Source organism: Sandaracinobacteroides hominis (assembly GCF_016464365.1).
In the GTDB taxonomy this organism is placed as follows: Bacteria; Pseudomonadota; Alphaproteobacteria; order Sphingomonadales; family Sphingomonadaceae; genus Sandaracinobacteroides; species Sandaracinobacteroides hominis.
Genome location: NZ_JADCUC010000001.1, coordinates 75,769 through 99,984, shown reverse-complemented (window position 1 = coordinate 99,984; position 24,216 = coordinate 75,769). Strand labels below are relative to the sequence as shown.

The 24,216-nt window shown below is 63.1% G+C and carries 35 protein-coding genes; 2 read left to right on the top strand and 33 right to left on the bottom strand.

What is annotated here, in order from left to right:
- Window positions 1-12: 12 nt before the first annotated feature.
- The 30 genes from IM784_RS00530 to rpsL all read right to left on the bottom strand — a co-directional run bounded on the left by IM784_RS00530 (window position 13) and on the right by rpsL (window position 18,434).
- Complete coding sequence (locus IM784_RS00530; protein ID WP_199553357.1) at window positions 13-1,065, bottom strand: DNA-directed RNA polymerase subunit alpha; 1,053 nt, start codon at window positions 1,063-1,065, stop codon at window positions 13-15.
- A gap of 159 nt (window positions 1,066-1,224) precedes the next feature.
- Window positions 1,225-1,614, bottom strand: a complete 390-nt coding sequence (rpsK, locus tag IM784_RS00525) for a 30S ribosomal protein S11 (protein WP_199553356.1) — start codon at window positions 1,612-1,614, stop codon at window positions 1,225-1,227.
- A complete protein-coding gene (gene rpsM, locus IM784_RS00520; protein WP_199553355.1) occupies window positions 1,614-1,982 on the bottom strand; it encodes a 30S ribosomal protein S13 in 369 nt (122 codons plus the stop codon). The genes rpsK and rpsM overlap by 1 nt, the downstream gene beginning before the upstream one ends.
- A gap of 243 nt (window positions 1,983-2,225) precedes the next feature.
- Window positions 2,226-2,909 (bottom strand): adenylate kinase, encoded by a 684-nt coding sequence (locus IM784_RS00515; RefSeq protein ID WP_199553354.1) that lies wholly within the window; start codon window positions 2,907-2,909, stop codon window positions 2,226-2,228.
- Window positions 2,906-4,255, bottom strand: coding sequence for a preprotein translocase subunit SecY (secY, locus tag IM784_RS00510; protein WP_199553353.1), 1,350 nt, complete (start codon window positions 4,253-4,255; stop codon window positions 2,906-2,908). The genes IM784_RS00515 and secY overlap by 4 nt, the downstream gene beginning before the upstream one ends.
- 94 nt (window positions 4,256-4,349) lie before the next feature.
- Entirely contained in the window at window positions 4,350-4,829 is a 480-nt protein-coding gene (rplO, locus tag IM784_RS00505; RefSeq protein WP_199553352.1) for a 50S ribosomal protein L15, read from the bottom strand.
- A gap of 46 nt (window positions 4,830-4,875) precedes the next feature.
- On the bottom strand, window positions 4,876-5,061 hold the full coding sequence (rpmD, locus tag IM784_RS00500) for a 50S ribosomal protein L30 (protein WP_199553351.1): 186 nt from the start codon (window positions 5,059-5,061) through the stop codon (window positions 4,876-4,878).
- A gap of 12 nt (window positions 5,062-5,073) precedes the next feature.
- The gene (gene rpsE, locus IM784_RS00495; protein ID WP_235976447.1) at window positions 5,074-5,817 is read right to left on the bottom strand and encodes a 30S ribosomal protein S5; all 744 of its coding nucleotides are present in this window, start codon (window positions 5,815-5,817) and stop codon (window positions 5,074-5,076) included.
- Window position 5,818: 1 nt separating this feature from the next.
- Window positions 5,819-6,169, bottom strand: a complete 351-nt coding sequence (gene rplR, locus IM784_RS00490; RefSeq protein ID WP_328799440.1) for a 50S ribosomal protein L18 — start codon at window positions 6,167-6,169, stop codon at window positions 5,819-5,821.
- Between the two features lie 2 nt (window positions 6,170-6,171).
- Window positions 6,172-6,705: a 50S ribosomal protein L6 gene (gene rplF / locus IM784_RS00485; protein ID WP_199553349.1), complete on the bottom strand. Its 534-nt coding sequence runs from the start codon at window positions 6,703-6,705 to the stop codon at window positions 6,172-6,174.
- A gap of 1 nt (window position 6,706) precedes the next feature.
- Window positions 6,707-7,105 carry a 30S ribosomal protein S8 gene (gene rpsH, locus IM784_RS00480; RefSeq protein ID WP_199553348.1) on the bottom strand — a complete coding sequence of 133 codons (399 nt, stop codon included), beginning with the start codon at window positions 7,103-7,105 and terminating at the stop codon, window positions 6,707-6,709.
- A gap of 10 nt (window positions 7,106-7,115) precedes the next feature.
- Window positions 7,116-7,421: a 30S ribosomal protein S14 gene (gene rpsN, locus IM784_RS00475; protein ID WP_199553347.1), complete on the bottom strand. Its 306-nt coding sequence runs from the start codon at window positions 7,419-7,421 to the stop codon at window positions 7,116-7,118.
- 20 nt (window positions 7,422-7,441) lie between these two features.
- Entirely contained in the window at window positions 7,442-8,032 is a 591-nt protein-coding gene (gene rplE, locus IM784_RS00470; RefSeq protein WP_199553346.1) for a 50S ribosomal protein L5, read from the bottom strand.
- A complete protein-coding gene (rplX, locus tag IM784_RS00465; RefSeq protein ID WP_199553345.1) occupies window positions 8,025-8,345 on the bottom strand; it encodes a 50S ribosomal protein L24 in 321 nt (106 codons plus the stop codon). Before rplX ends, rplE begins: the two co-directional genes overlap by 8 nt.
- Entirely contained in the window at window positions 8,345-8,713 is a 369-nt protein-coding gene (rplN, locus tag IM784_RS00460) for a 50S ribosomal protein L14 (RefSeq protein ID WP_199553344.1), read from the bottom strand. The genes rplX and rplN overlap by 1 nt, the downstream gene beginning before the upstream one ends.
- Window positions 8,713-8,949, bottom strand: a complete 237-nt coding sequence (gene rpsQ / locus IM784_RS00455) for a 30S ribosomal protein S17 (protein ID WP_199553343.1) — start codon at window positions 8,947-8,949, stop codon at window positions 8,713-8,715. Before rpsQ ends, rplN begins: the two co-directional genes overlap by 1 nt.
- A gap of 10 nt (window positions 8,950-8,959) precedes the next feature.
- Window positions 8,960-9,181: a 50S ribosomal protein L29 gene (rpmC, locus tag IM784_RS00450; RefSeq protein WP_199553342.1), complete on the bottom strand. Its 222-nt coding sequence runs from the start codon at window positions 9,179-9,181 to the stop codon at window positions 8,960-8,962.
- Window positions 9,182-9,184: 3 nt separating this feature from the next.
- Window positions 9,185-9,610 carry a 50S ribosomal protein L16 gene (gene rplP / locus IM784_RS00445; protein WP_199553341.1) on the bottom strand — a complete coding sequence of 142 codons (426 nt, stop codon included), beginning with the start codon at window positions 9,608-9,610 and terminating at the stop codon, window positions 9,185-9,187.
- A gap of 58 nt (window positions 9,611-9,668) precedes the next feature.
- Complete coding sequence (gene rpsC / locus IM784_RS00440) at window positions 9,669-10,364, bottom strand: 30S ribosomal protein S3 (RefSeq protein WP_199553340.1); 696 nt, start codon at window positions 10,362-10,364, stop codon at window positions 9,669-9,671.
- A gap of 1 nt (window position 10,365) precedes the next feature.
- Window positions 10,366-10,758, bottom strand: coding sequence for a 50S ribosomal protein L22 (rplV, locus tag IM784_RS00435; RefSeq protein ID WP_199553339.1), 393 nt, complete (start codon window positions 10,756-10,758; stop codon window positions 10,366-10,368).
- A gap of 7 nt (window positions 10,759-10,765) precedes the next feature.
- A complete protein-coding gene (gene rpsS / locus IM784_RS00430; RefSeq protein ID WP_140927697.1) occupies window positions 10,766-11,029 on the bottom strand; it encodes a 30S ribosomal protein S19 in 264 nt (87 codons plus the stop codon).
- A gap of 3 nt (window positions 11,030-11,032) precedes the next feature.
- Window positions 11,033-11,869: a 50S ribosomal protein L2 gene (rplB, locus tag IM784_RS00425; RefSeq protein ID WP_199553338.1), complete on the bottom strand. Its 837-nt coding sequence runs from the start codon at window positions 11,867-11,869 to the stop codon at window positions 11,033-11,035.
- Between the two features lie 4 nt (window positions 11,870-11,873).
- Entirely contained in the window at window positions 11,874-12,200 is a 327-nt protein-coding gene (locus tag IM784_RS00420) for a 50S ribosomal protein L23 (RefSeq protein WP_199553337.1), read from the bottom strand.
- Complete coding sequence (gene rplD / locus IM784_RS00415) at window positions 12,193-12,849, bottom strand: 50S ribosomal protein L4 (protein ID WP_199553336.1); 657 nt, start codon at window positions 12,847-12,849, stop codon at window positions 12,193-12,195. Before rplD ends, IM784_RS00420 begins: the two co-directional genes overlap by 8 nt.
- Window positions 12,849-13,598: a 50S ribosomal protein L3 gene (gene rplC / locus IM784_RS00410; RefSeq protein ID WP_199553335.1), complete on the bottom strand. Its 750-nt coding sequence runs from the start codon at window positions 13,596-13,598 to the stop codon at window positions 12,849-12,851. The genes rplD and rplC overlap by 1 nt, the downstream gene beginning before the upstream one ends.
- Window positions 13,599-13,698: 100 nt before the next feature.
- Complete coding sequence (gene rpsJ / locus IM784_RS00405) at window positions 13,699-14,013, bottom strand: 30S ribosomal protein S10 (RefSeq protein WP_140927701.1); 315 nt, start codon at window positions 14,011-14,013, stop codon at window positions 13,699-13,701.
- Between the two features lie 201 nt (window positions 14,014-14,214).
- Entirely contained in the window at window positions 14,215-15,405 is a 1,191-nt protein-coding gene (gene tuf, locus IM784_RS00400) for an elongation factor Tu (RefSeq protein ID WP_199553334.1), read from the bottom strand.
- Window positions 15,406-15,463: 58 nt separating this feature from the next.
- The gene (gene fusA, locus IM784_RS00395; protein ID WP_199553333.1) at window positions 15,464-17,536 is read right to left on the bottom strand and encodes an elongation factor G; all 2,073 of its coding nucleotides are present in this window, start codon (window positions 17,534-17,536) and stop codon (window positions 15,464-15,466) included.
- A 37-nt stretch (window positions 17,537-17,573) separates the two neighbouring features.
- Window positions 17,574-18,044: a 30S ribosomal protein S7 gene (rpsG, locus tag IM784_RS00390; RefSeq protein ID WP_199553332.1), complete on the bottom strand. Its 471-nt coding sequence runs from the start codon at window positions 18,042-18,044 to the stop codon at window positions 17,574-17,576.
- Window positions 18,045-18,062: 18 nt separating this feature from the next.
- Window positions 18,063-18,434 carry a 30S ribosomal protein S12 gene (gene rpsL, locus IM784_RS00385; RefSeq protein ID WP_140927705.1) on the bottom strand — a complete coding sequence of 124 codons (372 nt, stop codon included), beginning with the start codon at window positions 18,432-18,434 and terminating at the stop codon, window positions 18,063-18,065.
- Window positions 18,435-18,766: 332 nt separating this feature from the next.
- On the opposite strand from rpsL, the gene IM784_RS00380 reads away from it, so the two are divergent.
- Window positions 18,767-19,420: a DUF1003 domain-containing protein gene (locus IM784_RS00380; protein WP_199553331.1), complete on the top strand. Its 654-nt coding sequence runs from the start codon at window positions 18,767-18,769 to the stop codon at window positions 19,418-19,420.
- A gap of 9 nt (window positions 19,421-19,429) precedes the next feature.
- Here the strand turns inward: IM784_RS00380 and IM784_RS00375 are convergent, their stop codons facing one another.
- Window positions 19,430-20,698: a Xaa-Pro dipeptidase gene (locus IM784_RS00375; protein WP_328799404.1), complete on the bottom strand. Its 1,269-nt coding sequence runs from the start codon at window positions 20,696-20,698 to the stop codon at window positions 19,430-19,432.
- A 19-nt stretch (window positions 20,699-20,717) separates the two neighbouring features.
- Complete coding sequence (locus tag IM784_RS00370) at window positions 20,718-21,494, bottom strand: enoyl-CoA hydratase (RefSeq protein WP_199553330.1); 777 nt, start codon at window positions 21,492-21,494, stop codon at window positions 20,718-20,720.
- Window positions 21,495-21,622: 128 nt separating this feature from the next.
- Here IM784_RS00370 and IM784_RS00365 point away from each other — a divergent pair, with 128 nt between their 5' ends.
- A complete protein-coding gene (locus IM784_RS00365) occupies window positions 21,623-22,273 on the top strand; it encodes a hypothetical protein (RefSeq protein ID WP_199553329.1) in 651 nt (216 codons plus the stop codon).
- On the opposite strand, the gene IM784_RS00360 is transcribed toward IM784_RS00365, so the two are convergent.
- Window positions 22,259-24,172 (bottom strand): DUF2075 domain-containing protein, encoded by a 1,914-nt coding sequence (locus IM784_RS00360; RefSeq protein ID WP_235976445.1) that lies wholly within the window; start codon window positions 24,170-24,172, stop codon window positions 22,259-22,261. The genes IM784_RS00365 and IM784_RS00360 overlap by 15 nt on opposite strands.
- Window positions 24,173-24,216 lie beyond the last annotated feature (44 nt).

Genomic DNA, 24,216 nt, shown 5'->3' with positions numbered 1-24,216 from the left:
GCCGATCGGGCTTTAGAATTCCTGCTCAAGCTTCTTGGCAAGATCTTCGATGTTTTCCGGCGGCCAGCCCGGGATATCCATGCCCAGGCGCAGGCCCATGGAAGCGAGAACTTCCTTGATCTCGTTGAGAGACTTGCGGCCGAAGTTCGGGGTGCGGAGCATTTCCGGTTCCGACTTCTGCACCAGGTCGCCGATATAGATAATGTTGTCGTTCTTCAGGCAGTTCGCCGACCGAACCGACAATTCCAGCTCGTCCACCTTCTTCAGGAGGTTGCGGTTCATCATCACGTCGGTCGGAGCTTCTTCCGCGACGCCGCCGGCCACGGGGGCAGCTGCCACCGGGCGGGCTGCCGGCTCTTCGAAGTTGATGAACAGCTGCAGCTGGTCCTGCAGAATGCGGGCGGCATAGCCGACAGCGTCCTCAGGGTTCACCGAGCCGTCGGTTTCCACCGTCAGCGTCAGCTTGTCGTAATCGAGGTCCTGGCCGACGCGGGTCGGTTCGACCTTGTAGGCGACCTGACGCACCGGCGAGAACAGTGCGTCGACGGGGATCAGCCCGATCGGTGCATCTGCCGGACGGTTCTGCGCAGCGGGGACATAGCCCTTGCCGGCCTGAACGGTCAGCTCCATGTTGAACGTCGCGCCTTCGTCCAGCGTGCAGATGACGAGATCCGGGTTGGAAATCTCGATGTCGCCGGTGACGGCGATCTGCCCGGCGGTGACTTCGCCGGGGCCGGAAGCCGACAGCGACAGACGCTTGGGCTGGTCGCCCTGCATCTTCACCACGATCTGCTTCACGTTGAGGACAATGTCGGTCACGTCTTCGCGAACGCCGAGCAGCGAGGAGAACTCGTGCAGCGCGCCATCGATCTTGATGGCCGTCACTGCCGCGCCCTGCAGGCTCGACAGGAGAACCCGCCGCAGCGAGTTGCCAAGGGTGAGGCCGAAACCACGCTCGAGCGGTTCTGCCACAAATTGCTTCTTGCTTGCCGTTCCGCCGGTCTTCACGTCCAGGGCGTTCGGCTTCTTCAGTTCCTGCCAGTTCTTCGCATAGGCTGCTGACACGTGTGTTCACCTTTGCCTTAGGGGTAGAACCCCCGGGATCGCTCTGCTGCCACACCGTCCGGCTGGCCGCAGTATCTTCGTGCCCTCGCGCATATGGCCCTGAAGGACCAATATGCCAGCTCGCCGGCGGCGGGCACCGCCGGCGTGCTCAACCATATGTCAGACGCGGCGGCGCTTCGGCGGACGAACGCCGTTGTGCGGGATCGAGGTCACGTCGCGGATGGACGTGATCTGGAAGCCCACAGCCTGCAGAGCGCGCAGCGCGGATTCACGACCCGAACCCGGGCCCTTCACTTCCACTTCCAGCGTGCGGACGCCGTGTTCGGCGGCCTTCTTGCCGGCGTCTTCAGCGGCGACCTGAGCGGCATAGGGCGTCGATTTGCGGCTGCCCTTGAAGCCCATGGTGCCGGCCGAGGACCAGGCAATCGCGTTGCCTTGTGCGTCGGTGATGGTGATCATGGTGTTGTTGAAGCTGGCGTTCACATGCGCGACGCCGGCGGTGATGTTCTTGCGCTCGCGGCGCTTCAGCCTTTCGGGTGCGCGTGCCATTACTTCTTCTTCCCTGCGATCGGCTTGGCCTTGCCCTTGCGGGTGCGGGCGTTGGTGTGGGTGCGCTGACCGCGAACGGGCAGGCCCTTGCGGTGACGCAGGCCGCGATAGCAGGCCAGGTCCATCAGGCGCTTGATTGCCATCGCGTTGTCACGACGAAGATCGCCCTCGACCGTGTAGTCGCGGTCGATCGTTTCGCGGATCGAAAGCACTTCTGCGTCGGTCAGGTCCTGCACGCGACGCTCGGGCGCCAGGCCCAGCTTCACGGTGATTTCCTTCGCGCGGGTACGGCCGATGCCGTGAATATAGGTCAGCGCAATTTCCACACGCTTGTTGGTGGGGATGTTCACCCCTGCAATACGGGCCACAAACTACTCCTGCTCCACAGAGCGCCTTGGGCTGGGCGCTCCATCTCTTTGCGTTGCCGATCCTTTCACCTGCAAATGACAATGCCACCCGATAGGACGGGGCCATGCCTTGCGCACGTAAAAAGCGGAAAGGGGCTGCTATCCAGCGAATCGGGGTATGTCAACCCCAATCCGGCTTGGTCCTGCACCTGTCGGGCGGGCCGGAACCAGCCCCGGCCCAGGCTTCGTTCTCAATCGCCAGCCTCAAGCCTTATCGAGGATCGCGGCAATCGCGCCCCCGACATCGGTCATGTCTGCCATGCCGTCTACCTGCCGCACCAGGCCGCGTGCCGCGTAGATCGGCAGAATCGGCGCCGTCTTTGCGCGATATTCGCCCATGCGCGTGCGCACGGTTTCCTCGGTATCGTCGGGGCGGCGCTTGAATTCGGTGCTGCCGCATCGATCGCAGACGCCCGCGACCTTCGGCTGCTTGTTACGATCGTGATAGCCTTCGCCGCACGTGGCGCAGGTGAAGCGACCGGTGATGCGATCCACCAGCGCGTCCTCGTCCACCACCAGCTCGATCACATAGTCCAGCTTGCGATTGCGGTTTGCCAGCAGCTCGTCCAGCAGCTCGGCCTGCCGCTCGGTGCGGGGATAGCCGTCAAAGATGACGCCGCTGGAAAGCGGGATGCCGTCGAGATGCTCGCCCAGTATCTCGGCCATCAGCTCATCCGGGAACAGCTTGCCTGCCTTCATGATCTCGTCGGCCATCTGGCCAACCGGGGTGCCGGCCTTTACCGCAGCGCGCAGGATGTCGCCCGTGGAGAGCTGCACCATTCCGCGTTCGTCGACCAGCCGGGTCGCCTGCGTTCCCTTGCCGGCACCCGGAGGCCCCAGAAGAATGATGTTGGTGCCGGTAACAGACGCCCCCTCAGCTGAACTCAACGCCGCCCTCCCCTTAGCTTCGCCTTCTTGATGAGGCCCTCATACTGGTGGGCCAGCATATGGCCCTGAATCTGCGCCACGGTATCCATTGTCACGTTGACGACGATCAGCAGCGAGGTGCCGCCCAGATAGAAGGGCACCGCCATCTGGCTGATCAGGAATTCCGGCATCAGGCAGACCAGAGTCAGGTAAGCCGCACCGATCACCGTGATCCGGGTAAGCACATGATCCAGATACTGCGCGGTCTTCTCGCCCGGGCGGATGCCGGGAACGAAGCCACCCTGCTTTTTCAGGTTTTCAGCCGTTTCTTCGGGGTTGAAGACGATGGCCGTGTAGAAGAAGCTGAAGAAGATGATGCCGCCGGCGTACAGCAGCATATAGAGCGGTGCGCCATGCTGCAGCGCCGTGGTGATCGTAAGCAGCCAGTCCGGGCCACCGCTCTGTCCCATGAACTGGGCAAAGGTCAGCGGCATCAGCAACAGCGACGAGGCGAGGATCGGCGGGATGACGCCCGGCGTGTTCAGCTTCAGCGGCAGGTGCGAGCTGTCGCCCTGGAACATGCGGTTGCCCACCTGGCGCTTGGGATACTGGATCGGAATCCGCCGCTGCGCCCGCTCCATCAGGCAGATGAAAGCGACGACCGCGAGGCCAAGAACGATGATGGTGATGATGAAGCCGGCAGAGACGGCGCCGGTGCGGCCCTGCTCGAACAGGCCGCCGAGTGCCCGCGGGATCTGTGCGACGATGCCGGCCATGATGATGAGCGAGATACCGTTGCCGATGCCGCGGCTGGTGATCTGTTCGCCCAGCCACATCAGGAACAGCGTGCCGCCCAAGAGGGTGATGATGGTGGAAATGCGGAAGAACCAGCCCGGATCGATCACGGCCGCTATACCGTTGCCGGAACCCCAGGCCTCGAGGCCGACGGCGATCGAATAGCCCTGGAAGATGGTGAGCACGACGGTGCCGAACCGGGTGTACTGGTTCAGCTTCTTGCGGCCGCTCTCGCCTTCTTTCTTCAGTGCCTTCCAGGGTTCGTAGATCGAGCCCATCAGCTGCACGACGATGGAGGCGGTGATGTAGGGCATGATGCCGAGCGCGATGATCGACATCCGCTCCAGCGCGCCGCCCGAGAACATGTTGAAGAAATCGAGCATGCCGCCCGATGTCTGATTGAACAGCTGGGAAAGTGCCTGCGGGTCGATGCCGGGCAGCGGCACGAACGAACAGAGGCGGAAGACGATGAGCGCGCCGATGGTGAACCACAGGCGCTTCTTGAGTTCGGTCGCCTTGGAGAAGTTGGCGAAACTCAGATTCTGGGCAAGCGTATCGGCGGCAGTCGCCATCTCGTCATCCTAACAGGAGCCGCATCCGCCGGGGGCGGCGCTAACCTCGGAAAGTGCCGATGTAGGCGCGCACCCCGGCTTTGGGAAGATGGGCTCAGGCTTCTGCCTGAGCCTTCTTCACCGGCAGGGTCACTTTACCGCCGGCAGCCTCGACAGCCGCCTGGGCGGACTTCGTGACGCCAGCGACCGAAATGTCCAGCTTGGCCTTCAGTTCGCCCTTGCCGAGCAGACGGACGCCATCCTTCGGCTGGGTGACGAGACCGGCAGCCTGCAGCGCAGCGAGATCGATCGCCTTGCCGGCGTCGAGACGGCCGGCATCGACGGCCTTCTGGATCGCGCCGATGTTGACTTCGCTGTACTCGGCCCGGTTCGGCTTGTTGAAGCCGCGCTTCGGAAGCCGCATGTGCAGCGGCATCTGGCCGCCTTCGAAGCCCTTGATGGCAACGCCCGAACGGCTCTTCTGGCCCTTCTGGCCGCGGCCGCTGGTTTTGCCTACGCCCGAGCCGATACCGCGGCCCACGCGCACCCGATCCTTGCGGGCGCCGGCATTGTCGTTGATTTCGTTCAGTTTCATATCTGCACTCGCTTTCGCTTGTTACGCGCAGTGAAGAGCCGAGGGCTTAACCCTCGACCTTCACCATATGCTTTACCTTGGCGATCATGCCGCGCACCTCGGGGGTGTCCTGCAATTCCCGCGTCCGGTTCATCTTGTTGAGGCCCAGGCCCACCAGGGTGGCGCGCTGTTCCTTGGTGCGGCGGATCGGCGAACCGGTCTGGGTCACCTTGACAGTCTTTACGTCAGCCATTTGTCACGCTCCTCAGGCAACAACCGCGTCGGCGTCAGCAGCGGCTTGCGCCACGCTGATGTCGCCACGGCGAGCCAGCAGGTCGGCAACCTTCTTGCCACGACGCTGGGCGACAGTCCTCGGCGAGGTCTGCTCTTCCAGAGCGGCGAAGGTAGCGCGCACCATGTTGTAGGGGTTGTTGGAACCGGTCGACTTGGAAACCACGTCGGCCACGCCCAGGCTTTCGAAGACAGCGCGCATCGGGCCGCCGGCGATGATGCCGGTACCGGCCGTCGCCGAACGCACATGAACCTTGCCGGCGCCGAAATGGCCATAGCCATCATGGTGCAGCGTGCGGCCTTCGCGCAGCGGAACGCGAATCATCGCCTTCTTCGCGGCAGCGGTTGCCTTGGAAATGGCTTCCGGCACTTCGCGCGCCTTGCCATGGCCAAAGCCGACCCGGCCCTTGCCGTCGCCGACGACGACCAGAGCTGCAAAGCCGAAGCGCTTGCCGCCCTTCACCGTCTTCGAGACGCGGTTGATGTGAACCAGCTTCTCGATCAGTTCCTGGCCATCTTCGCCATCGGCAGCGCGCGGTTCGCGACGGCGACGGTCGCCATCACGGCCACCGCCCGGTCCACCACGACCACGGCCACCCTGGCCGCCCTGACCACCACGACCGCCACGGTCGCCACCGCGGCCGCGCGGGCCACGATCTTCGGTCGGTGCCACGGCTTCGGTGCCAGCGGCTTCGGTTTCGATCACGTCGTCAACCATATCAGAACTCCAGTCCGCCCTCGCGGGCGGCGTCGGCAAGCGCCTTCACCCGGCCGTGGAAAATGAAGCCGCCACGGTCGAACACGACCTTGGAGACCCCGGCAGCCTTGGCGCGCTCGGCAACGAGCTTGCCTACGGCAGCAGCGGCCGCAACCGTTGCACCCGTGCCGGAGAAATCCTTCTCCAGCGTGGAGGCAGCGGCCAGCGTCTTGCCGGCTGCGTCGTCGATCACCTGCACATAGATGTGCTGCTGCGAGCGATGCACCGAAAGCCGCGGACGGCCACCGGCCTTCGAAACGAGGGCCGTGCGCACGCGGCGCCGACGGGCCTCGAAGGGGGAAAGATGCTTCACCATTACTTCTTCTTCCCTTCCTTGCGGAAGATGAACTCGCCGCGATACTTGATGCCCTTGCCCTTATAGGGTTCCGGCTTGCGCCAGCGGCGAACTTCCGCGGCCACCTGGCCCACCTTCTGCCGGTCAGAGCCGGTGATTTCCACCGTCGTCTGGTCAGGCGTCTTGATGGTGATGCCTTCGGGGATGTCGTAGTTGACATCGTGGCTGTAGCCGAGCTGCAGCTTCAGGATCTTGCCCTGAACGGAGGCACGGTAGCCGACGCCGGTGATTTCCAGCACCTTGGTGAAGCCGTCGGAGACGCCCACCACCAGGTTCGAAACCAGCGTGCGCTGCATGCCCCAGAAGGCACGGGCGCGCTTGGTGTCGTTGGCCGGGTTCACGCGGATCTCGTTGCCTTCGATCACATAGGCGATGTCGGGCACGGTCGGCATCGAGAGGACGCCTTTCGGACCCTTCACCTCGATGATGCCATCGCTGATCTGGGCATTCACGCCGCTGGGCAGCGAAACGGGTTTTTTTCCAATGCGCGACATATCAGAACACCTGGCAGAGGACTTCGCCGCCGACGTTCTCGGTCCGAGCTTCCGCATCGGAGAGAACGCCCTTCGGCGTCGAGACGATGGTGATTCCAAGGCCGTTCTTCACGCGCGGCAGCTCGGTGGCACCGGCATAGACGCGGCGACCGGGCTTCGACACGCGCGAGACGTGCTGGATCGCCGGCTGGCCTTCGAAATACTTCAGCTCGATACGGATGGTCGGCGTCGGCCCCGTGTTCTCCTCCTTGGAGTAGCCACGGATATAGCCTTCGCGCTGCAGCACATCGAGCACGCTGGCCCGCAGACGGGAAGCCGGAGTCAGGACGCTGTCCTTCTTCGCGGACTGGCCGTTGCGGATACGGGTGAGCATATCACCCAGGGGATCGGTCATGTTCATATCTCTGGCCTTACCAGCTCGACTTGGTGAGGCCGGGAATCAGGCCCTTGTTGCCCAGTTCCCGCAGCATCACCCGCGACAGCTTGAACTTGCGATAGTAGGCGCGGCTGCGCCCGGTCAGTTCGCAACGGTTGCGCACCCGGGTCGGGTTCGCATTGCGCGGCAATTCCGCCATTTTCAGGCGTGCAATCAGACGCTCGCCTTCATCGCGGCTCTCGTCGTTCGCAATTGCCTTCAGCTTCTCGAACTTCGCAGCATACTGCTTGACCAGCGCCTTGCGGCGCTCGTTCTTGTTCACAGAACTCAGTTTCGCCATGGACTTAAGCTCTTTCTATCTCAGGCCGCGGCCGCAGCGGCGCGGGCTTCGGCGTCGCCCACGAAGGGCATGCCGAAGTGGCGAAGAAGCGCGCGCGCCTCGTCGTCCGTGCCGGCGGTGGTGGTAACAATGATGTCCATGCCCCGGATCTTGTCGATCTTGTCGTAGGGCACTTCCGGGAAAATGATCTGCTCTTTCAAGCCCATTGCGAAGTTGCCACGGCCATCGAAGCTCTTCGGGTTCAGGCCACGGAAATCCTTCACGCGGGGAAGCGCGATGGTAACCAGACGGTCGAGGAATTCGTACATGCGGTCGGAACGCAGGGTCACCTTGCAGCCGATCGGCATGCCTTCGCGCAGCTTGAACTGCGCGATCGACTTCGTCGCCTTGGTGACGACAGGCTTCTGGCCGGCGATTGCCATCATTTCGGCAGCCGCGATTTCGACCTTCTTCTTGTCCTGGGTGGCTTCACCCACGCCCATGTTGATGACGATCTTTTCGATCTTCGGAACCTGCATGTGGTTCTTGTAGCCGAACTCTTCCGTCATCGCGGCCTTGATGCTCTCGTCATAGAGCTTCTGCAGCCGCGGCTTCTGCTTTTGATCAGCCATTGAGCACCTCACCCGAGCCCTTCAGGACCCGAACCTTCTTGCCGTCGCGCACTTCGAAGCCGACGCGAGCGGGCTTGCCCGTCTTCGGATCCTTGATGGCCACGTTCGACACGTTGATAGCCGCTTCGCGACGCTTGACCCCACCTTCGGGATCAGCCTGCGAGGGCTTGGTATGACGGGCGATCATGTTCACGCCCGAAACGACGACCTTGCCGTCCTTCGGCATGGACTGGACAACCTGACCTTCGCGGCCCTTGTCCTTGCCCGTCAGCACGACGACGGTGTCGCCCTTGCGGATCTTAGCCATCGACATCACAGCACCTCCGGCGCGAGCGAAATGATCTTCATGTGACCGGTCGAGCGCAGTTCACGCACCACCGGGCCAAAGATACGGGTGCCGATCGGCTCCTCGTTCTTGTTGATCAGCACGGCGGCATTGCCGTCGAAGCGGATCACCGAACCGTCGGCGCGACGGATGTCCTTGGCGGTGCGAACGACGACAGCGCGATGCACGTCGCCCTTCTTCACGCGGCCCTTCGGCTGCGCTTCCTTCACCGAGACGACGATCACGTCGCCCACGCCGGCGAAGCGCCGCTTGGAGCCGCCCAGCACCTTGATGCACATGACGCGCTTGGCGCCGCTGTTGTCAGCGACATCCAGGTTGGTTTGCATCTGGATCATTAGGCGACCTTCTCAAGCAGGCGCCAGGTCTTCAGCTTGGAGACCGGAGCGCATTCCTCGATCCGCACGACATCGCCTTCCTTCGCGGTATTGGCTTCGTCGTGGGCATGATATTTCTTAGAACGGCGGATGATCTTGCCATACAGCGGGTGCGGCACCTGCCGCTCCACCAGCACAACCACCGTCTTGTCCGTCTTGTCGGAGACCACCGTCCCCTGAAGCACGCGCTTGGGCATGGTACTCTCCTTAGGCTTCAGTCGCCTGCGCACCAGACTCATTTCTGGCGGCGCGGGCGGTCTGTTCGGTCTGGATCTTGGCGATGCTGCGACGCACCTCCCTGACCCGGCTCGGCTTCTCCAGCTGCTGGGTGGCAGACTGGAAGCGCAGGTTCAGCTGCTCGCGCTTAAGCGCCTGCAGATCACCCATAAGGTCGGCGTCGGAACGCCCCTTGTAATCGATTTTGGCCATGGATCAGCCTTCCTTCTGCTCACCCAGGCGGGTGACCATCTTCACCTTGATCGGCAGCTTGGCGGCGGCGCGCTCGAAGGCACCGGCGGCAATCTCGGCGGTCACGCCGTCGATCTCGAACATGATGCGACCCGGCTTCACGCGGGCGACCCAATATTCCGGGTTACCCTTGCCCGAGCCCATGCGGACTTCGGCCGGCTTCGACGAAACCGGAACGTCGGGGAAAATGCGGATCCACAAGCGCCCCTGGCGCTTCATGTGGCGGGTGATCGCGCGGCGGGCGCTTTCGATCTGGCGCGCGGTGATCCGCTCGGGCGCCATCGCCTTCAGGCCGAAGGCGCCGAAGTTCAGCGCGGTTCCGCCCTTGGCATCACCGTGAATGCGGCCCTTGAAGGCCTTGCGGAACTTTGTCCGTTTGGGTTGCAGCATCTTTTCTCGCCTTCAGACAGGGAATTGCCCCCGATAAGGCGACGCTTGTCAGCGTCGCTTATCGTGCGGGACGAACTCCCGAAGTTTGGGATTCCATCATCAGCCGGTCTTGTGCCATCGGGTCGTGGCCAAGGATTTCGCCCTTGTACACCCAGACCTTCACGCCGCAGACGCCATAGGCCGTGTGGGCCTGGGCTTCGGCATAATCGACGTTGGCGCGCAGCGTGTGCAGCGGCACCTTGCCTTCACGATACGTCTCGGTACGGGCGATTTCCGCCCCACCCAGACGACCGCCGCAGGTGATCTTGATGCCTTCGGCACCCAGACGCTGCGCGGATTGCACGGCACGCTTCATCGCCCGACGGAACGCCACGCGGCGCTCCAGCTGGTCGGCAATGCCCTGCGCGATCAGGCGGGCATCGACTTCCGGCTTGCGGATTTCGACGATGTTGAGCGAAACTTCGCTCTTCGTCATCGCGCCGATCGCCTTCTTCAGCTTCTCGATGTCGGCGCCCTTCTTGCCGATGATCACGCCGGGGCGTGCGGCAAAGACGGACACGCGGCACAGCTTGGCTGGACGCTCGATGACCACCTTGGAGATGGCGGCCTGCGGATGGTTCTTCAGGACATACTGGCGGATCTTCAGATCTTCCAGCAGCAGCCGACCATAATCGTCGCCGGCGGCATACCAGCGCGAATCCCAGGTGCGGTTGATCTGGAGCCGAAGCCCGATGGGGGAAGTTTTCTGACCCATGTTAGGCGCCCGCCTCCTCGTTGATGTCACGTTCCTGCACAACGATGCGCAGCTTGGCGAAAGGCTTCACGATGCGGGTCGAACGGCCACGCGCACGGGTCGCGAAACGCTTCATGGTGATCGACTTGCCGACCGAAGCTTCCTTCACCCACAGCCGGTCGATATCCAGGTTGTGGTTGTTTTCCGCGTTGGCGATCGCCGACTGCAGGCACTTGCGAACGTCAACCGCCATCGCCTTCGACGAGAAGGTGAGCGCATTGACGGCTTCGCCGGCCTTCTTGCCGCGAATGAGTCCGGCGACGAGGTTCAGCTTCTGGGGCGAACCGCGCACGGTGGTCGCAACCGCGAGCGCTTCACGCTCGCCGACCTTGCGACCTGCTACTGGTTTCGACATCTCTCGCTTACCTCTTCGACTTCTTGTCGGCTGCGTGGCCGGGGAAGGTGCGCGTCGGCGCAAACTCGCCGAGCTTCATGCCCACCATTTCTTCCGACACCGAAACCGGCACGAACTTCTTTCCGTTATACACACTGAACGTGTGCCCAACGAATTGCGGCAGGATGGTGGAGCGGCGCGACCAGGTCTTGATCGGACCACGGGCACCGGATTCTACCTTCTTCAACAGGCTCAGTTCGACGAACGGGCCCTTCCAGACGGAGCGTGCCATCCCTTACCTCTTCTTCTTCGCGTGACGCGAACGAATGATCATCTTGTCGGTCGCCTTGTTGGAACGAGTCTTGGCGCCCTTCGTCGGCTTGCCCCACGGGGTAACCGGGTGGCGGCCGCCCGAAGTCCGGCCTTCACCACCGCCGTGCGGGTGGTCGACCGGGTTCTTGGCGACGCCGCGCGTCAGCGGACGCTTGCCCAGCCAGCGGTTGCGGCCGGCCTTCGCAAGATTCTGGTTCGAGTTGTCGGGGTTCGAAACCGCGCCAACCGTCGCCATGCAATCCGAACGCACATAGCGCTGCTCGCCGGAGTTCAGGCGGATGATGACCATCCCCCGATCGCGGCCGACGACCTGGATGAAGGTACCGGCAGCACGGGCCAGCTGGCCGCCCTTGCCGGGCTTCAGCTCCACGTTGTGCACGATGGTGCCAACCGGCATCTGGCCGATCTCCATCGCGTTGCCGGGCTTCACGTCGACCTTCTTGCCGGCCACGACCTGATCGCCGGGCGCGAGGCGCTGCGGAGCCAGGATATAGGCCTGCTTGCCGTCGGGATAGTTGACGAGCGCGATGAACGCGGAACGGTTGGGGTCATACTCCAGCCGCTCGACGGTCGCCGCCACATCCCAGGTCCGACGCTTGAAGTCGATGATCCGGTAGGACTGCTTGTGCCCGCCGCCGATGCCGCGAGCCGTTGCATGGCCCATGTTGTTCCGGCCGCCGGACTTTTTCAGTCCTTCGGTCAGAGACTTCACCGGCTTGCCCTTGTGGAGGCTCGACCGGTCGACAAGGATCAGGCCACGACGGGCCGGGCTTGTCGGGTTGTAGTTCTTAAGTGCCATGGCGTCAGTTACCCCCCGCCTTCACTTCGGCGGTCACGTCGATCGACTGGCCGTCGGCCAGAGTCACGATGGCCTTCTTGAGATCATTGCGGCGGTAGGGTTGCCCCTTCCACTTCTTGGTCTTGCCCTTCTGGATCAGCGTGTTCACGTTCGTCACCTTGACGTTGAACAGCGCCTCGACGGCAGCCTTGATCTCCGGCTTCGAAGCGGTCTTGGCCACTGCGAAAACCAGCTGGTTATGTTCGCCGACCAGGGTCGACTTCTCGGTGATGATGGGCTTCACCACCACGTCGAAGTGCTTCAGGTCGATGCTTTCGGAAGCCTTAGCCATTTTGTTGCGCCTCCGTCTGATGGCCGCCGGCGACGAAACGCGCCTCCAGTTGCTCGACCGCTGCGCGCGTCAGCACCAGGTGATCGTGGTTCAGGATGTCATAGACGTTGGCGCCGACTGCCGGCAGCACGTCAACCTTGTACAGGTTGCGGCTCGCCAGAGCGAAGTTCACGTCCACGGCAGTCCCGTCGATGAAGAGGCCGTTGGCCACGCCCAGCTTGCCGAGCGTTTCCTTCAGACCCTTGGTCTTGGCGGCGTCCAGCGCGAGGTTGTCGACGACAACCAGCTTGCCTTCCTTGGCCTTGACCGACAGCGCGACCTTCAGGCCCAGCGCACGGACCTTCTTGTTCAGGCCCGGATCGAAGTCACGGACGCGGGGGCCATGGGCCTTGCCGCCACCGATGAACTGCGGAGCAGCGCGGTTGCCGTGACGGGCCGTGCCGCCACCCTTCTGCTTGCCGAACTTCTTGCCGGTGCGCGCAACGTCCGCACGCTCCTTGGCGCCGCGAGCGGTCGCCCGGCGCTTCTCCAGCTGCCAGGTCACCACGCGGTGCAGGATGTCGGCGCGCGGCTCCAGACCGAACACGTCGGCGTTGAGCTCGAGCTCACCGGCCTTGCCGCCGGCCAGCGTTTGCACTTCTACTTTCATCACGCTTGCTCCTCAGCCGGGGTTTCCGTGGCGGGAGCTTCAGCGGGCGTGTCGGCAGCAGCGGCGCCATCGTTGGCACCCTTCAGAGCGGCCGGATACGGTGCATCGGCCGGACGCGACACCTTCACGCTGTCGCGGATCAGCAGCCAGCCGCCCTTCGAGCCGGGCACGGAGCCCTTCACGAACAGCAGATCGCGCTCGGCGTCCGTCATCACGATTTCAAGATTTTGCTGGGTGCGGTTCTTGTCACCCATGTGGCCCGCCATCTTCTTGTTCTTGAAGACCTTGCCGGGATCCTGGCGCTGACCGGTCGAACCGAGCGAACGGTGCGACACGGAGACGCCGTGCGTTGCGCGCAGACCACCGAAGCCCCAACGCTTCATGCCGCCCGCAAAGCCCTTGCCCTGCGTGGCGCCCGTGACGTCGACCATCTGGCCAACGACGAAGTGGGTTGCGGAAATTGCCGCGCCGACATCGACCAGAGCGTCTTCCGACACCGGGAATTCGGCGAGCACAGCCTTGGGCTCCACTTCGGCCTTGCCGAAGTGGCCGCGCTCGGGCTTGGTGAGGTTCTTGGCCTTGGCCGTACCCGAGCCGAGCTGGACAGCAACATAACCGTCGCGATCAGCCGTCTTCTGGGCAACCACCTGGCAATTTTCGAGTGCCAGGACCGTGACGGGCACATGGACCCCGTCTTCACGGAACAGACGGGTCATGCCCATCTTCCTGGCGATAACGCCGGTTCGCATTCCATTTCCTTCATTCAGAGGCCCGTTGAGCGAAATCTCTCGAGGCTTGACTACTCAGAGGCCCTCCGAAAACGCCGGAAGGCTTGTTCAGGCTACAAGGTTACCCCTGCAGCTTGATCTCGACATCCACACCCGCAGCCAGATCGAGCTTCATCAGCGCGTCCACGGTTTGCGGGGTGGGCTTAACGATATCCAGCAGCCGCTTGTACGTCCGAACTTCGAACTGCTCGCGCGACTTCTTGTCGACGTGCGGGCTGCGGTTGACGGTGAACTTCTCGATCCGGGTCGGAAGCGGGATCGGACCGCGAACATCAGCACCCGTGCGCTTGGCGGTGTCTGCAATCTCCCCCGTCGCGGCATCGAGCACGCGATGGTCAAAGGCTTTCAGACGGATGCGGATATTCTGCGTTTCCATGTTTCCAACTTCTTTTCAGTCGGCGGGACTCCCTTTCTCGGGACGACCGCCGATTCAAACCGGATTAAAAGTTCAAACAGCCCGACCGGTTGCTTCAGAAAATAACCTCTGCAACCGCAGAGCGATCCCGAAACACCCGACCAAAAAGCAATCCCGCCCAGCCGATGACGAATCACCGGCCGGGCGGGAGGCAGGCCTATATTACTTTATGATGCTGGCGACAACCCCTGCGCCAACGGTCCGGCCACCTTCGCGAATGGCGAAGCGCAGGCCTTGTTCCATGGCGATCGGGGCGATCAGCTTCACGGCGAGCGTGATGTTGTCGCCAGGCATCACCATCTCGGTGCCTTCCGGCAGCTCGACAGTGCCCGTCACGTCGGTCGTGCGGAAGTAGAACTGCGGACGATAGTTGGCGAAGAACGGCGTGTGACGGCCACCCTCGTCCTTCGACAGCACGTACACTTCGGCCTTGAACTCGGTGTGCGGCGTGATGGTGCCGGGCTTGGCCAGAACCTGGCCGCGCTCGACGTCTTCCCGCTTGGTGCCGCGCAGCAGGGCGCCGATGTTGTCGCCGGCCTGACCCTGGTCGAGCAGCTTGCGGAACATTTCGACGCCGGTGCAGACCGTCTTCACGGTGTCCTTGATGCCGACGATTTCGACTTCTTCACCAACCTTGATGATGCCGGTTTCGACACGGCCGGTCACCACGGTGCCGCGGCCCGAGATCGAGAACACGTCTTCGATCGGCATCAGGAACGGCTTGTCCAGCGGACGCTCCGGCTGCGGGATGTACTCGTCGACGGCAGCCATCAGCTTCAGAACAGCGTCGCGGCCGATTTCGGGCTTCTTGTCTTCCAGAGCCATCAGGGCCGAACCCTTGATGATCGGAATATCGTCGCCCGGGAAGTCGTACTTGGACAGCAGTTCGCGGATTTCCAGCTCGACGAGTTCGAGGATTTCCTCGTCGTCAACCTGGTCGACCTTGTTCATGAACACGACCATGGCCGGCACACCGACCTGCTTCGCGAGCAGGATGTGCTCCTTGGTCTGCGGCATCGGGCCGTCGGTGGCCGAAACAACCAGGATCGCGCCGTCCATCTGGGCGGCACCGGTGATCATGTTCTTCACATAGTCGGCGTGGCCGGGGCAATCGACGTGCGCATAGTGACGGTTCTGCGTCTCATACTCGACGTGTGCGGTCGAGATGGTGATGCCGCGCTCGCGCTCTTCCGGGGCCTTGTCGATCTGGTCGTAGGCGGTGAACGTAGCGCCACCGGTTTCGGCCAGGATCTTCGTGATAGCCGCCGTCAGCGAGGTCTTGCCGTGGTCGACGTGACCGATGGTGCCGATGTTGCAGTGCGGCTTGTTCCGCTCAAACTTCGCCTTCGCCATATTACTGTCCTCTTTGCTTAATCTGTTGTCTTGTAAACAGGTTTCCGGCTCGGCTGGCTTACGCCAGCTTTGCCTTCACTTCTTCGGCCACGTTTGCAGGCACTTCTTCATAGTGGCTGAACTGCATCGTGTATTGTGCACGGCCCTGCGTCATCGAACGCAGCTGGTTCACATAGCCGAACATGTTTGCCAGCGGCACCATGGCTTCGATCACTTGCGCGTTGCCGCGGGTGTCGGTGCCCTGGATCTGGCCACGGCGGCTGTTCAAGTCGCCGATGCAGTCGCCCATGAAGTCTTCGGGCGTCACCACCTCGACCTTCATCATCGGCTCCAGCAGCTTGATGCCGGCCTTGGAAGCCGCTTCGCGCATGGCGCCGCGGCCGGTGATTTCGAAGGCCAGGGCCGACGAGTCGACGTCGTGATAGGCGCCGTCATACAGCGTCACCTTGAAGTCGATGATGGGGAAGCCGATGAGCGCGCCCGAAGCCGCCACTTCACGGATACCCTTTTCAACGGCCGGAATATATTCCTTCGGAACGTTGCCGCCCTTCACTTCGTCGACGAAGATGATGCCCGAACCGCGCTCGCCCGGTTCCACAATCATCTTCACGCGACCGAACTGGCCGGTGCCGCCCGACTGCTTCTTGTGCGTGTAGTCGACATCGACCTTGCGGCCGATCGATTCCCGGTAAGCGACCTGCGGAGCGCCGACATTGGCTTCCACCTTGAACTCGCGGCGCATGCGATCGACGAGGATTTCCAGGTGAAGTTCACCCATGCCCTTGATGATCGTCTGGCCGGATTCGAGGTCCGAGGTGACGCGGAACGAAGGATCTTCCTGCGCCAGGCGGTTGAGGGCGATGCCCATCTTTTCCTGGTCAGCCTTGGTCTTGGGTTCCACCGCGACCTCGATGACGGGGTCCGGGAATTCCATCCGCTCGAGGATGATCGGCTTCAGCGGCGCGCAGAGCGTGTCGCCGGTCGTCACATCCTTCAGGCCAACCAGCGCGACGATGTCGCCGGCATAGGCTTCCTTGATGTCCTCGCGATTGTTGGCATGCATCAGCAGCATACGGCCGATCTTCTCGCGCTTGTCCTTGACGGAGTTCAGCACGGTCGACGCCGCTTCCATCTTGCCCGAATAGATGCGGGCAAAGGTGAGCGTGCCGACGAACGGGTCGGTCATGATCTTGAACGCCAGAGCGCTGAACGGTGCTTCGTCGTCTGCCTTGCGGGTGTCGCTTTCGCCGTTGGGCAGCACGCCTTCGACGGGCGGGATGTCCAGCGGGCTCGGCAGATAGTCGATGACAGCATCCAGCAGGGGCTGCACGCCCTTGTTCTTGAAGGCCGAGCCGCACAGCACCGGCACGAAGTCGAACGCCAGCGTGCCCTTGCGGATCAGCGCCTTCAGCGTCGCGACGTCGGGCTCATTGCCTTCCAGATAGGCTTCCATCGCCGCATCGTCTTGCTCGACGGCGATCTCGATGAGTTCGGCCCGGGCAGCGGCCGCCGCGTCGGCATAGTCAGCCGGGATGTCCTTGTATTCGAACTTGGCGCCCAGGCTTTCTTCCAGCCAGATGATGGCGCGGTTCTCGACCAGGTCGACGAGGCCGACGAAATCGCCCTCCAGGCCGATCGGCAGATAGAGCACGGCCGTGCGCGCGCCCAGACGATCCTTGATCATCTGCACGCAGCGATCGAAGTTTGCGCCGGTACGGTCCAGCTTGTTCACGAAGCACATGCGCGGCACGCGATACTTGTCGGCCTGGCGCCACACCGTTTCCGATTGCGGTTCCACGCCTGCAACACCGTCGAAGCAGGTGATCGCTCCATCGAGCACGCGCAGCGAACGCTCGACTTCAATGGTGAAGTCAACGTGGCCAGGCGTGTCGATGATGTTGATGCGGTGGTCGTTCCAGAAGCACGTCGTTGCAGCCGACGTGATCGTGATCCCGCGCTCCTGCTCCTGCTCCATCCAGTCCATCGTCGCCGTGCCTTCGTGCACTTCGCCGATCTTGTAGGACTTGCCGGTGTAATAGAGGATCCGCTCGGTCGTGGTCGTCTTGCCGGCATCGATGTGTGCCATGATGCCGATATTGCGATATTTCTGGAGCGGGTGAACGCGGGCCATGGAAAACTCCGGGTGTCTGGTTTTGAATACCGCTGGACTACCAGCGATAATGCGAGAAGGCGCGGTTGGCTTCGGCCATCTTGTGCGTATCTTCCCGCTTCTTCACGGCAGCACCCCGGTTGTTGGAGGCTTCGAGAAGCTCAGCCGAAAGACGAGCCGACATGGTCTTTTCCGGACGGTTGCGCGCCGAAGCGATCAGCCAGCGGATGGCCAGGGCCTGGGCCCGCTCGGGGCGGACTTCGACCGGCACCTGATAGGTGGCACCGCCAACGCGGCGCGAACGCACTTCCACCAGCGGACGCACGTTGGCGAGCGCATCGTGGAACACGCCCAGCGGGTCGCGCTTGGCACGCTGCTCGACGACGTCGAGGGCGGAATAGACGATCGACTCGGCGACCGACTTCTTCCCCTCGTACATCACGAGGTTCATGAACTTGGTGAGAACCTGATCGCCGAAACGGGGATCGGGAAGGATTTCGCGCTTTTCGGGGCGACGACGACGTGACATTTTCCTGGTCTCCCCAGCTTACTTCGGACGCTTCGCGCCGTACTTCGAGCGCGATTGCTTACGGTTCTTGACGCCTTGCGTATCGAGGACGCCGCGGAGCACGTGGTAACGCACGCCGGGCAAATCCTTCACGCGGCCGCCGCGAATCAGAACCACCGAGTGTTCCTGAAGGTTATGGCCTTCGCCGGGGATGTAGCCGATGACTTCAAAGCCATTGGTCAGGCGGATCTTCGCAACCTTACGAAGGGCCGAGTTCGGCTTCTTCGGGGTCGTGGTATAGACCCGGGTGCAGACGCCGCGCTTTTGCGGGCACGACTGCATGGCAGGCGCCGTCTCGCGGACGCGCTGGGGCGTACGGCCCTTGCGAATCAATTGGTTGATAGTCGGCATAGAGTCTGTTTGCTTCCTGCTGTTCGGTGCCGGTTCGCCCGACGCCTACTCCAGAACCAGCCCGCCCGTTCCAGCGCACCGCACGGATGCACCCCACGGCATAAGCGCGTGTCAGCCCCGTTACCGGATGCCTCACGCGCACGGCCCAGCCTGTCGTTCCTCAGTTTCGCCGCCCGGCGCGCAGAATCTGCCTGCCCGAAAGCGAGCGCGGCCCATAGCCTCAGCGCCCCTGAACGTCAACAGCGAAGCGCAGCCGGGCATCCCCGAGCGTCTCCGCTTGCCAGCCTCTGCCGGGCCATGCAACCCATCTGCATCAGCAAGCGGAGCAGCGCATGGCCATCCACCTTACCCACACCGCCCCCAGGACCGTTCCCCTCGACACCTTGCACCCGGCCCTCGCTGAGCATCTGCGTGCCACCCAGCCGCAGCTCTGCGCAACCGGCGAGATCCCCGTCGAAGTCGTGACGCGCGCCCGCACCGAACATATCGAGGAACTGCTGAAGGACCGGGAGGGCCGGCTTTCCGAGCTGGACGCCGCCGTTGCGCGGAGCATCGCCGAAGAACAGACCATCGCCGACGACGTAGAGGCAGCGTATGACGCCCGACGCAGTTTCGGCGACCGGGCGTCAGACGCCATCGCGGATTTCGGCGGCAGCTGGACCTTCATCCTGATCTTCGCCGGCTTTCTGGGCAGCTGGATGCTCTACAACAACGCACAGGGCGGAAAGGGCTTCGATCCTTATCCGTTCATCCTGCTCAACCTCATTCTTTCCACCATCGCCGCCATCCAGGCACCCATCATCATGATGAGCCAGGGCCGCCAGGAGGAAAAGGACAGGCTGCGCGCCCGCAACGACTATCAGGTGAACCTGAAGGCCGAGCTGGAGATACGCCACCTGCATGACAAGCTGGACCATCTGCACCGTCGGCAGCTGGAGACGCTGAAGGACCTGCGCGCCGTGATCGAGGGAAACCCCCCCGCCTGAACCGTTCGGTCAGCGGCGGTCGGCGACCACTTCGCCGCCCTTTACCACAACCTTCGCGGCCATCAGCGGCTCCACGCTTGCCAGCGGGTCGCCGGCCACTGCCACGATATCGGCGTAGCGTCCCGGTGCGATTGCGCCGACGTCCTTTTCCCGGCCCAATGCCTCGGCCGCCGTGCTGGTTGCCGCCCGCAGCACCTGCAGCGGCGACATGCCATAGCGGGCCATGGTGCCGAACTGGTTCACTGCAAGCTCGTGCGGCATCACCCCGGCATCGGTTCCGAACACCATCTTCACGCCAGCGGCATTGGCCTTGCGGAATCCCTCGCGCTGGACATCGGCGACTTCGCGGTCCTTGCGGAGGTTATCTTCCAGCACGCCGTTCTTCTTGCCTTCGGACTGGGTGTAATCGGTGTTGTAGATGTCCATGCTGAGGTAGGCGCCGCGCTCCTTGGCGAGCTTGATGCCTTCGTCGTCGATCAGGCTGGCGTGCTCGATGGTGTCGATGCCGGCGCGGATCGCGGCCTTTATGCCGGAGGCACCATGGGCGTGGGCCGCGACCTTTACGCCCCACATATGTGCCTCGTCGGCGATCGCCTTCAGCTCTTCCTCGCGCAGTTGCTGCTGGCCCGGTTCGGTGTTGCGGCTGAAGACCCCGCCTGTAGCGCAGACCTTGATGACTTCGGCGCCATATTTGCGCACTTCGCGTACTTTGGCCCTCAGCGCATCGACGCCGTCGGCCACGCCAGGGCTCTTCGCCTCGAAGCTTGGCGGGAAGAAAGTCTCGTCGCAATGGCCGCCGGTGGCGCCCAGCGCATAGGTTGCCGGCACGATGCGGGAACCCTGCAGCCGGCCGTCCTCGATCGCCTGCTTGATGGCAACATCGTCAAAACCGCTGGACCCTACGTTGCGGACAGTGGTGATCCCCGTCGCCAGCATCTTGCCGGCGTTTTGTGCGCCGACCAATACCCAGTAATTGTCGGTCTTCAGCAGCGCGTCCATCGGCTGCATCTTCGGGTCGCTCGTCAGGTGGACGTGCATGTCGATAAAGCCCGGAACCAGCGTCAGCCCGGCGAGGTCGATCCGCTTTGCGCCTTCGGGAACGGCGACCGAGCCCTGCCGGCCGACGCTGACGATACGGCCCTCGGTGACGACAATGGCCGGCGCATCCACCATCCGCCCGGTGAGCACATCGACCATGCGGTCGGCAGTGATGAAGACGGTCTCGGCAGAAACGGGCGCCGCCAGAATAAGGGCGGCGGCCAACAGCAGATGCTTCATGCGATTTCCCTGACGCAGTTTATTGTTGTCTGCCGCGTTCCTGAACGGCCAGCCGGCGCTTGGCAACCTCGTCGGGGGTGACGGCGCGGTTGACTGCAGAAGAGCGGGAGGTTTCGAGAGCAAGGCCGTCGCCGAAGGTGCCGGCAAAGCCGTCGTCGATCAGCTTCTTGTAGGCGCTGGAAAACTGCGGATCGATGCTCGCCATGTCGGTCGCCAGCTTCTTCGCCACCGTCAGCAGCTCGGCGGCGGGCACCACCCGGTTTACCAGACCCCAGCGCTCGGCGGTCGGGGCGTCGAGGAAGTTGCCCGAGAGGCTCAGCTCCTTGGCCCGGTAGATGCCGAGCAGCCGGGACAGTTTCTGCGACAGGCCCCAGCCGGGCATGATGCCGACGCGGGCATGGGTATCGGCAAAGCGGGCATTCTCGCTGGCGATCAGCACATCGCAGGCCAGCGCCAGTTCGAAGCCGCCGGTAATGGCGACACCATTGATCGCGCCGATGACCGGCTTGCGGCATTGCTCCACTGCCTTCACCGGGTTCGCCTGTGGTGCAGCGCCGGTCGCATCGTCCATTGCCGAGCTGTCGGAGCCCAGTTCCTTCAGGTCGAGGCCGGCGGTGAAGGCGCGCTCGCCTGCTCCGGTCAGCACCACCACCCGCACTTCATCGCGGCGATCCATCTCCACCATCACCGCCGCCAGTTCGGCCCGGAGTGCCTTCGACAGCGCGTTCATCGCTTCGGGACGGTTCAGCGTCACCACTGCGACTGCGTCTTCGACTTCCACTTCAACCAGCGCCATGGCCTTCACTCCTTCTCCGGATGGCCTGCCCTATCCCTTCCGTGCCGGCCCCTGCCACCCTGAATCCAGTGAGTGTCGCTTGCCAGCAACGCCGGAACGCCGCAGTCTGAAGGCGGGGAGATTGTTGCATGTTCATCGGCCATTATGCACCGGCGCTGGCACTGGCGGCGCATCCGAAATCGCCGCCGGCCTGGAGCCTGTTCATCAGTGCGCAGCTGGTCGATTACCTGTTCTTCCTGTTCGTCTTTCCAGGCATCGAGACCGGGCTGCCCGATCTGACGGCGCCTTCCGCCCTGCCCTTTGACCTGCAGGCGCCGCTGACCCACAGCCTGCTCGGATCGGCCGCCATCGCCGTCACCTGGGGCATCATGTTCGCCTTCATCGCGCCTGCCGACAGACGCCCGCAATGGGCGGTGCTGTCGGCGCTGGCGGTGATCTCCCACTGGTTCCTGGACTGGCTTGTGCACCGCCCAGACCTGCCGCTGGCGCCCGGCATGGAGCCGCTGGGTCTGGGCCTCTGGTATCACCCGATGATCGCCTGGCCACTGGAGATCGGGCTGCTCGCGCTGGGCACCTGGTACTTCACCCGCGCCGTGCCGGAGCGGACGGGGCGGGCGTGGATCCTGTTTGCCATCCTCGTCGTCTCGCAGATCGTCAGCCGCACCTTGCTGCCGCCGGCGGAGAGCATCACCGCTCTCGCCCCCAGTGCACTGATTTCCTACACGGTGTTCGCGGCTATCGCGGCGTGGGCGTTGCGCCGGCCTTCAGTGCCGGCCTAGGGCCGGCACGCCGCAATCTGCCAGCCACCGATCGATCGCATCATAGGCAGCTGGTGGCCGCGTCTTATCCTCTGCGTCGCCGCAGGGTATGAAGATCACCATTCCCTGCCGCGCTCGCGTCAGCAGGACGCGATAGCTGTTGACGATGTATGCCCGTTTGTCGGCATCGTTCACCGCTTCCCACGCGGACCCGCGGAACCTCCTGGGCACCCAGCTATTGTCGCTACGCAGCAAGTTGAGATCCCAGGCAACTGCCGCCCAATCAAGCTCCAGGCCCTGGACATCGAACTCGGTCGCTGCATCCTCCAGCGCGTTTGAAGCGCGAATGTCAGCCCCTTCATTCAGAAACCAGCTCGCTACCTCCACTTTGGCTTTCACATGCAGGCCCTCGGGCTTCAGCCGAATGGCGTTGGAGGATGCCAGCAAACCTGTTCGCTCCCCTGCCCGCCGCTTCTCTCGAAGCCAGAGCCTTGCAGCTGCGAGCGATCTTGTACGCACGATCGGAAAGCGGTCGAAGGCGGGGAGGAGCAGCTTTGCCCGCCCTGAGTCTTCGGACAGCAAAGCCGCTACAAACGCAGAAACTGTCTCCGCACGAAACGAACGCACCGAAACACCCAGATGTAATGCCGCATCGAGCCCGCCAGATCGACGTTCCAGCATCCAGCGCATCTCTGCCGAAAGGTGGGAATCCGCGCGCAACAGCTGCGGCGACGCGTGCACCGTCCAATCCGCCAGCTCGCCCGTCGCAAGTGCGGCGATCCAGGCGCTGATCCCTGCTTCTCCCCGGTTGATCTCCTGGCCTTCGCCAATGAGACAGACGACAGTGCACCAATCGGCGTGCCGATTCATCACCGAGAGCAGAAACTCGGGCTCGGATTGATCGAACCCCGTCAACCCGCGCTTCTCCCGCATGAAACGACTGGTTTCATCCCGGTTCCAGGCGCGTTGTGCCTCGTCGAACACTACAACATGCTCGGAAGGCAGATCGACGTTGCCGGCATACTCATCCCGAAAATGATGCACATTCTGGATGAACTTGTCCGGCGATCGGCCGGCAATATGCCTTGCCTCAGGATCTCCCGGTTCTGGTGCCCGCTCTCGCCGCCGAAGGTCCCTCTTCAACGCTTCCCTGAGCACTGTCACAAGCGGTCCATTGCCTGACAGAAAGGTAGCATCCTCACCATCACCGCGTCCCATCCGGCTGCAGGCGATATTGAGCCCCGCCAAGGTTTTTCCGGCCCCCGGGACACCGGTGACAAAGCAGAGCGATTTGCGCCGATTGGCATGCGCGGCCTGGATTATGCCGCCTATTGCATCCGCTGTTCGGCTGAGGTTCTCCGCCCCGGCCTCCGAACGGGATATTTCGGCCACCTGATGCCCGCGGAACATCGCTTGCGCAGCCTCCACGATTGTCGGCGTGGGTCGATAGCCGCCTGCCGCCCACATCTTCGCGTCGAGAGGCGTCTGCCCGTCCGCTGCCAGCATTTGCCGCATGGCCGGTAACACATCTTCTGCGGACAGGCATGCCGGTGCCGCCACGCCATCGGGCGCGAATCCAAGCCCGATTGGCTGCGCCTGGGCATGCGTCGCAATCAGGAGTGGAACGATCCGGCGATCGTGGCTGGTTTGGTGAAAGCTTTTCAGGTCAAGCGCATAGCCATGCACTTGCTCCACAGCGTGTGGGGCAAATTCGCGTGCGCCGACCTTGTATTCAAGTACCAGCACAAGCCCGCCCAACACCACAACGGCATCGGCCCGCCTACCCATGCGAGGGATGGCGAACTCGAGGAAGAAGTGGGCGGCCGGAAACGCGCTTCCGAGCTCGCGGAGATGTGCAATCTCGAACTTCCACGCTTCCTTCTGCGGAAGCTCGAGCGGAAACGGCAGACGATCGGCCAAAGCGCCCAGGATCGCGTCCGGGTCAGCCCGCGCGATCTCCGTTC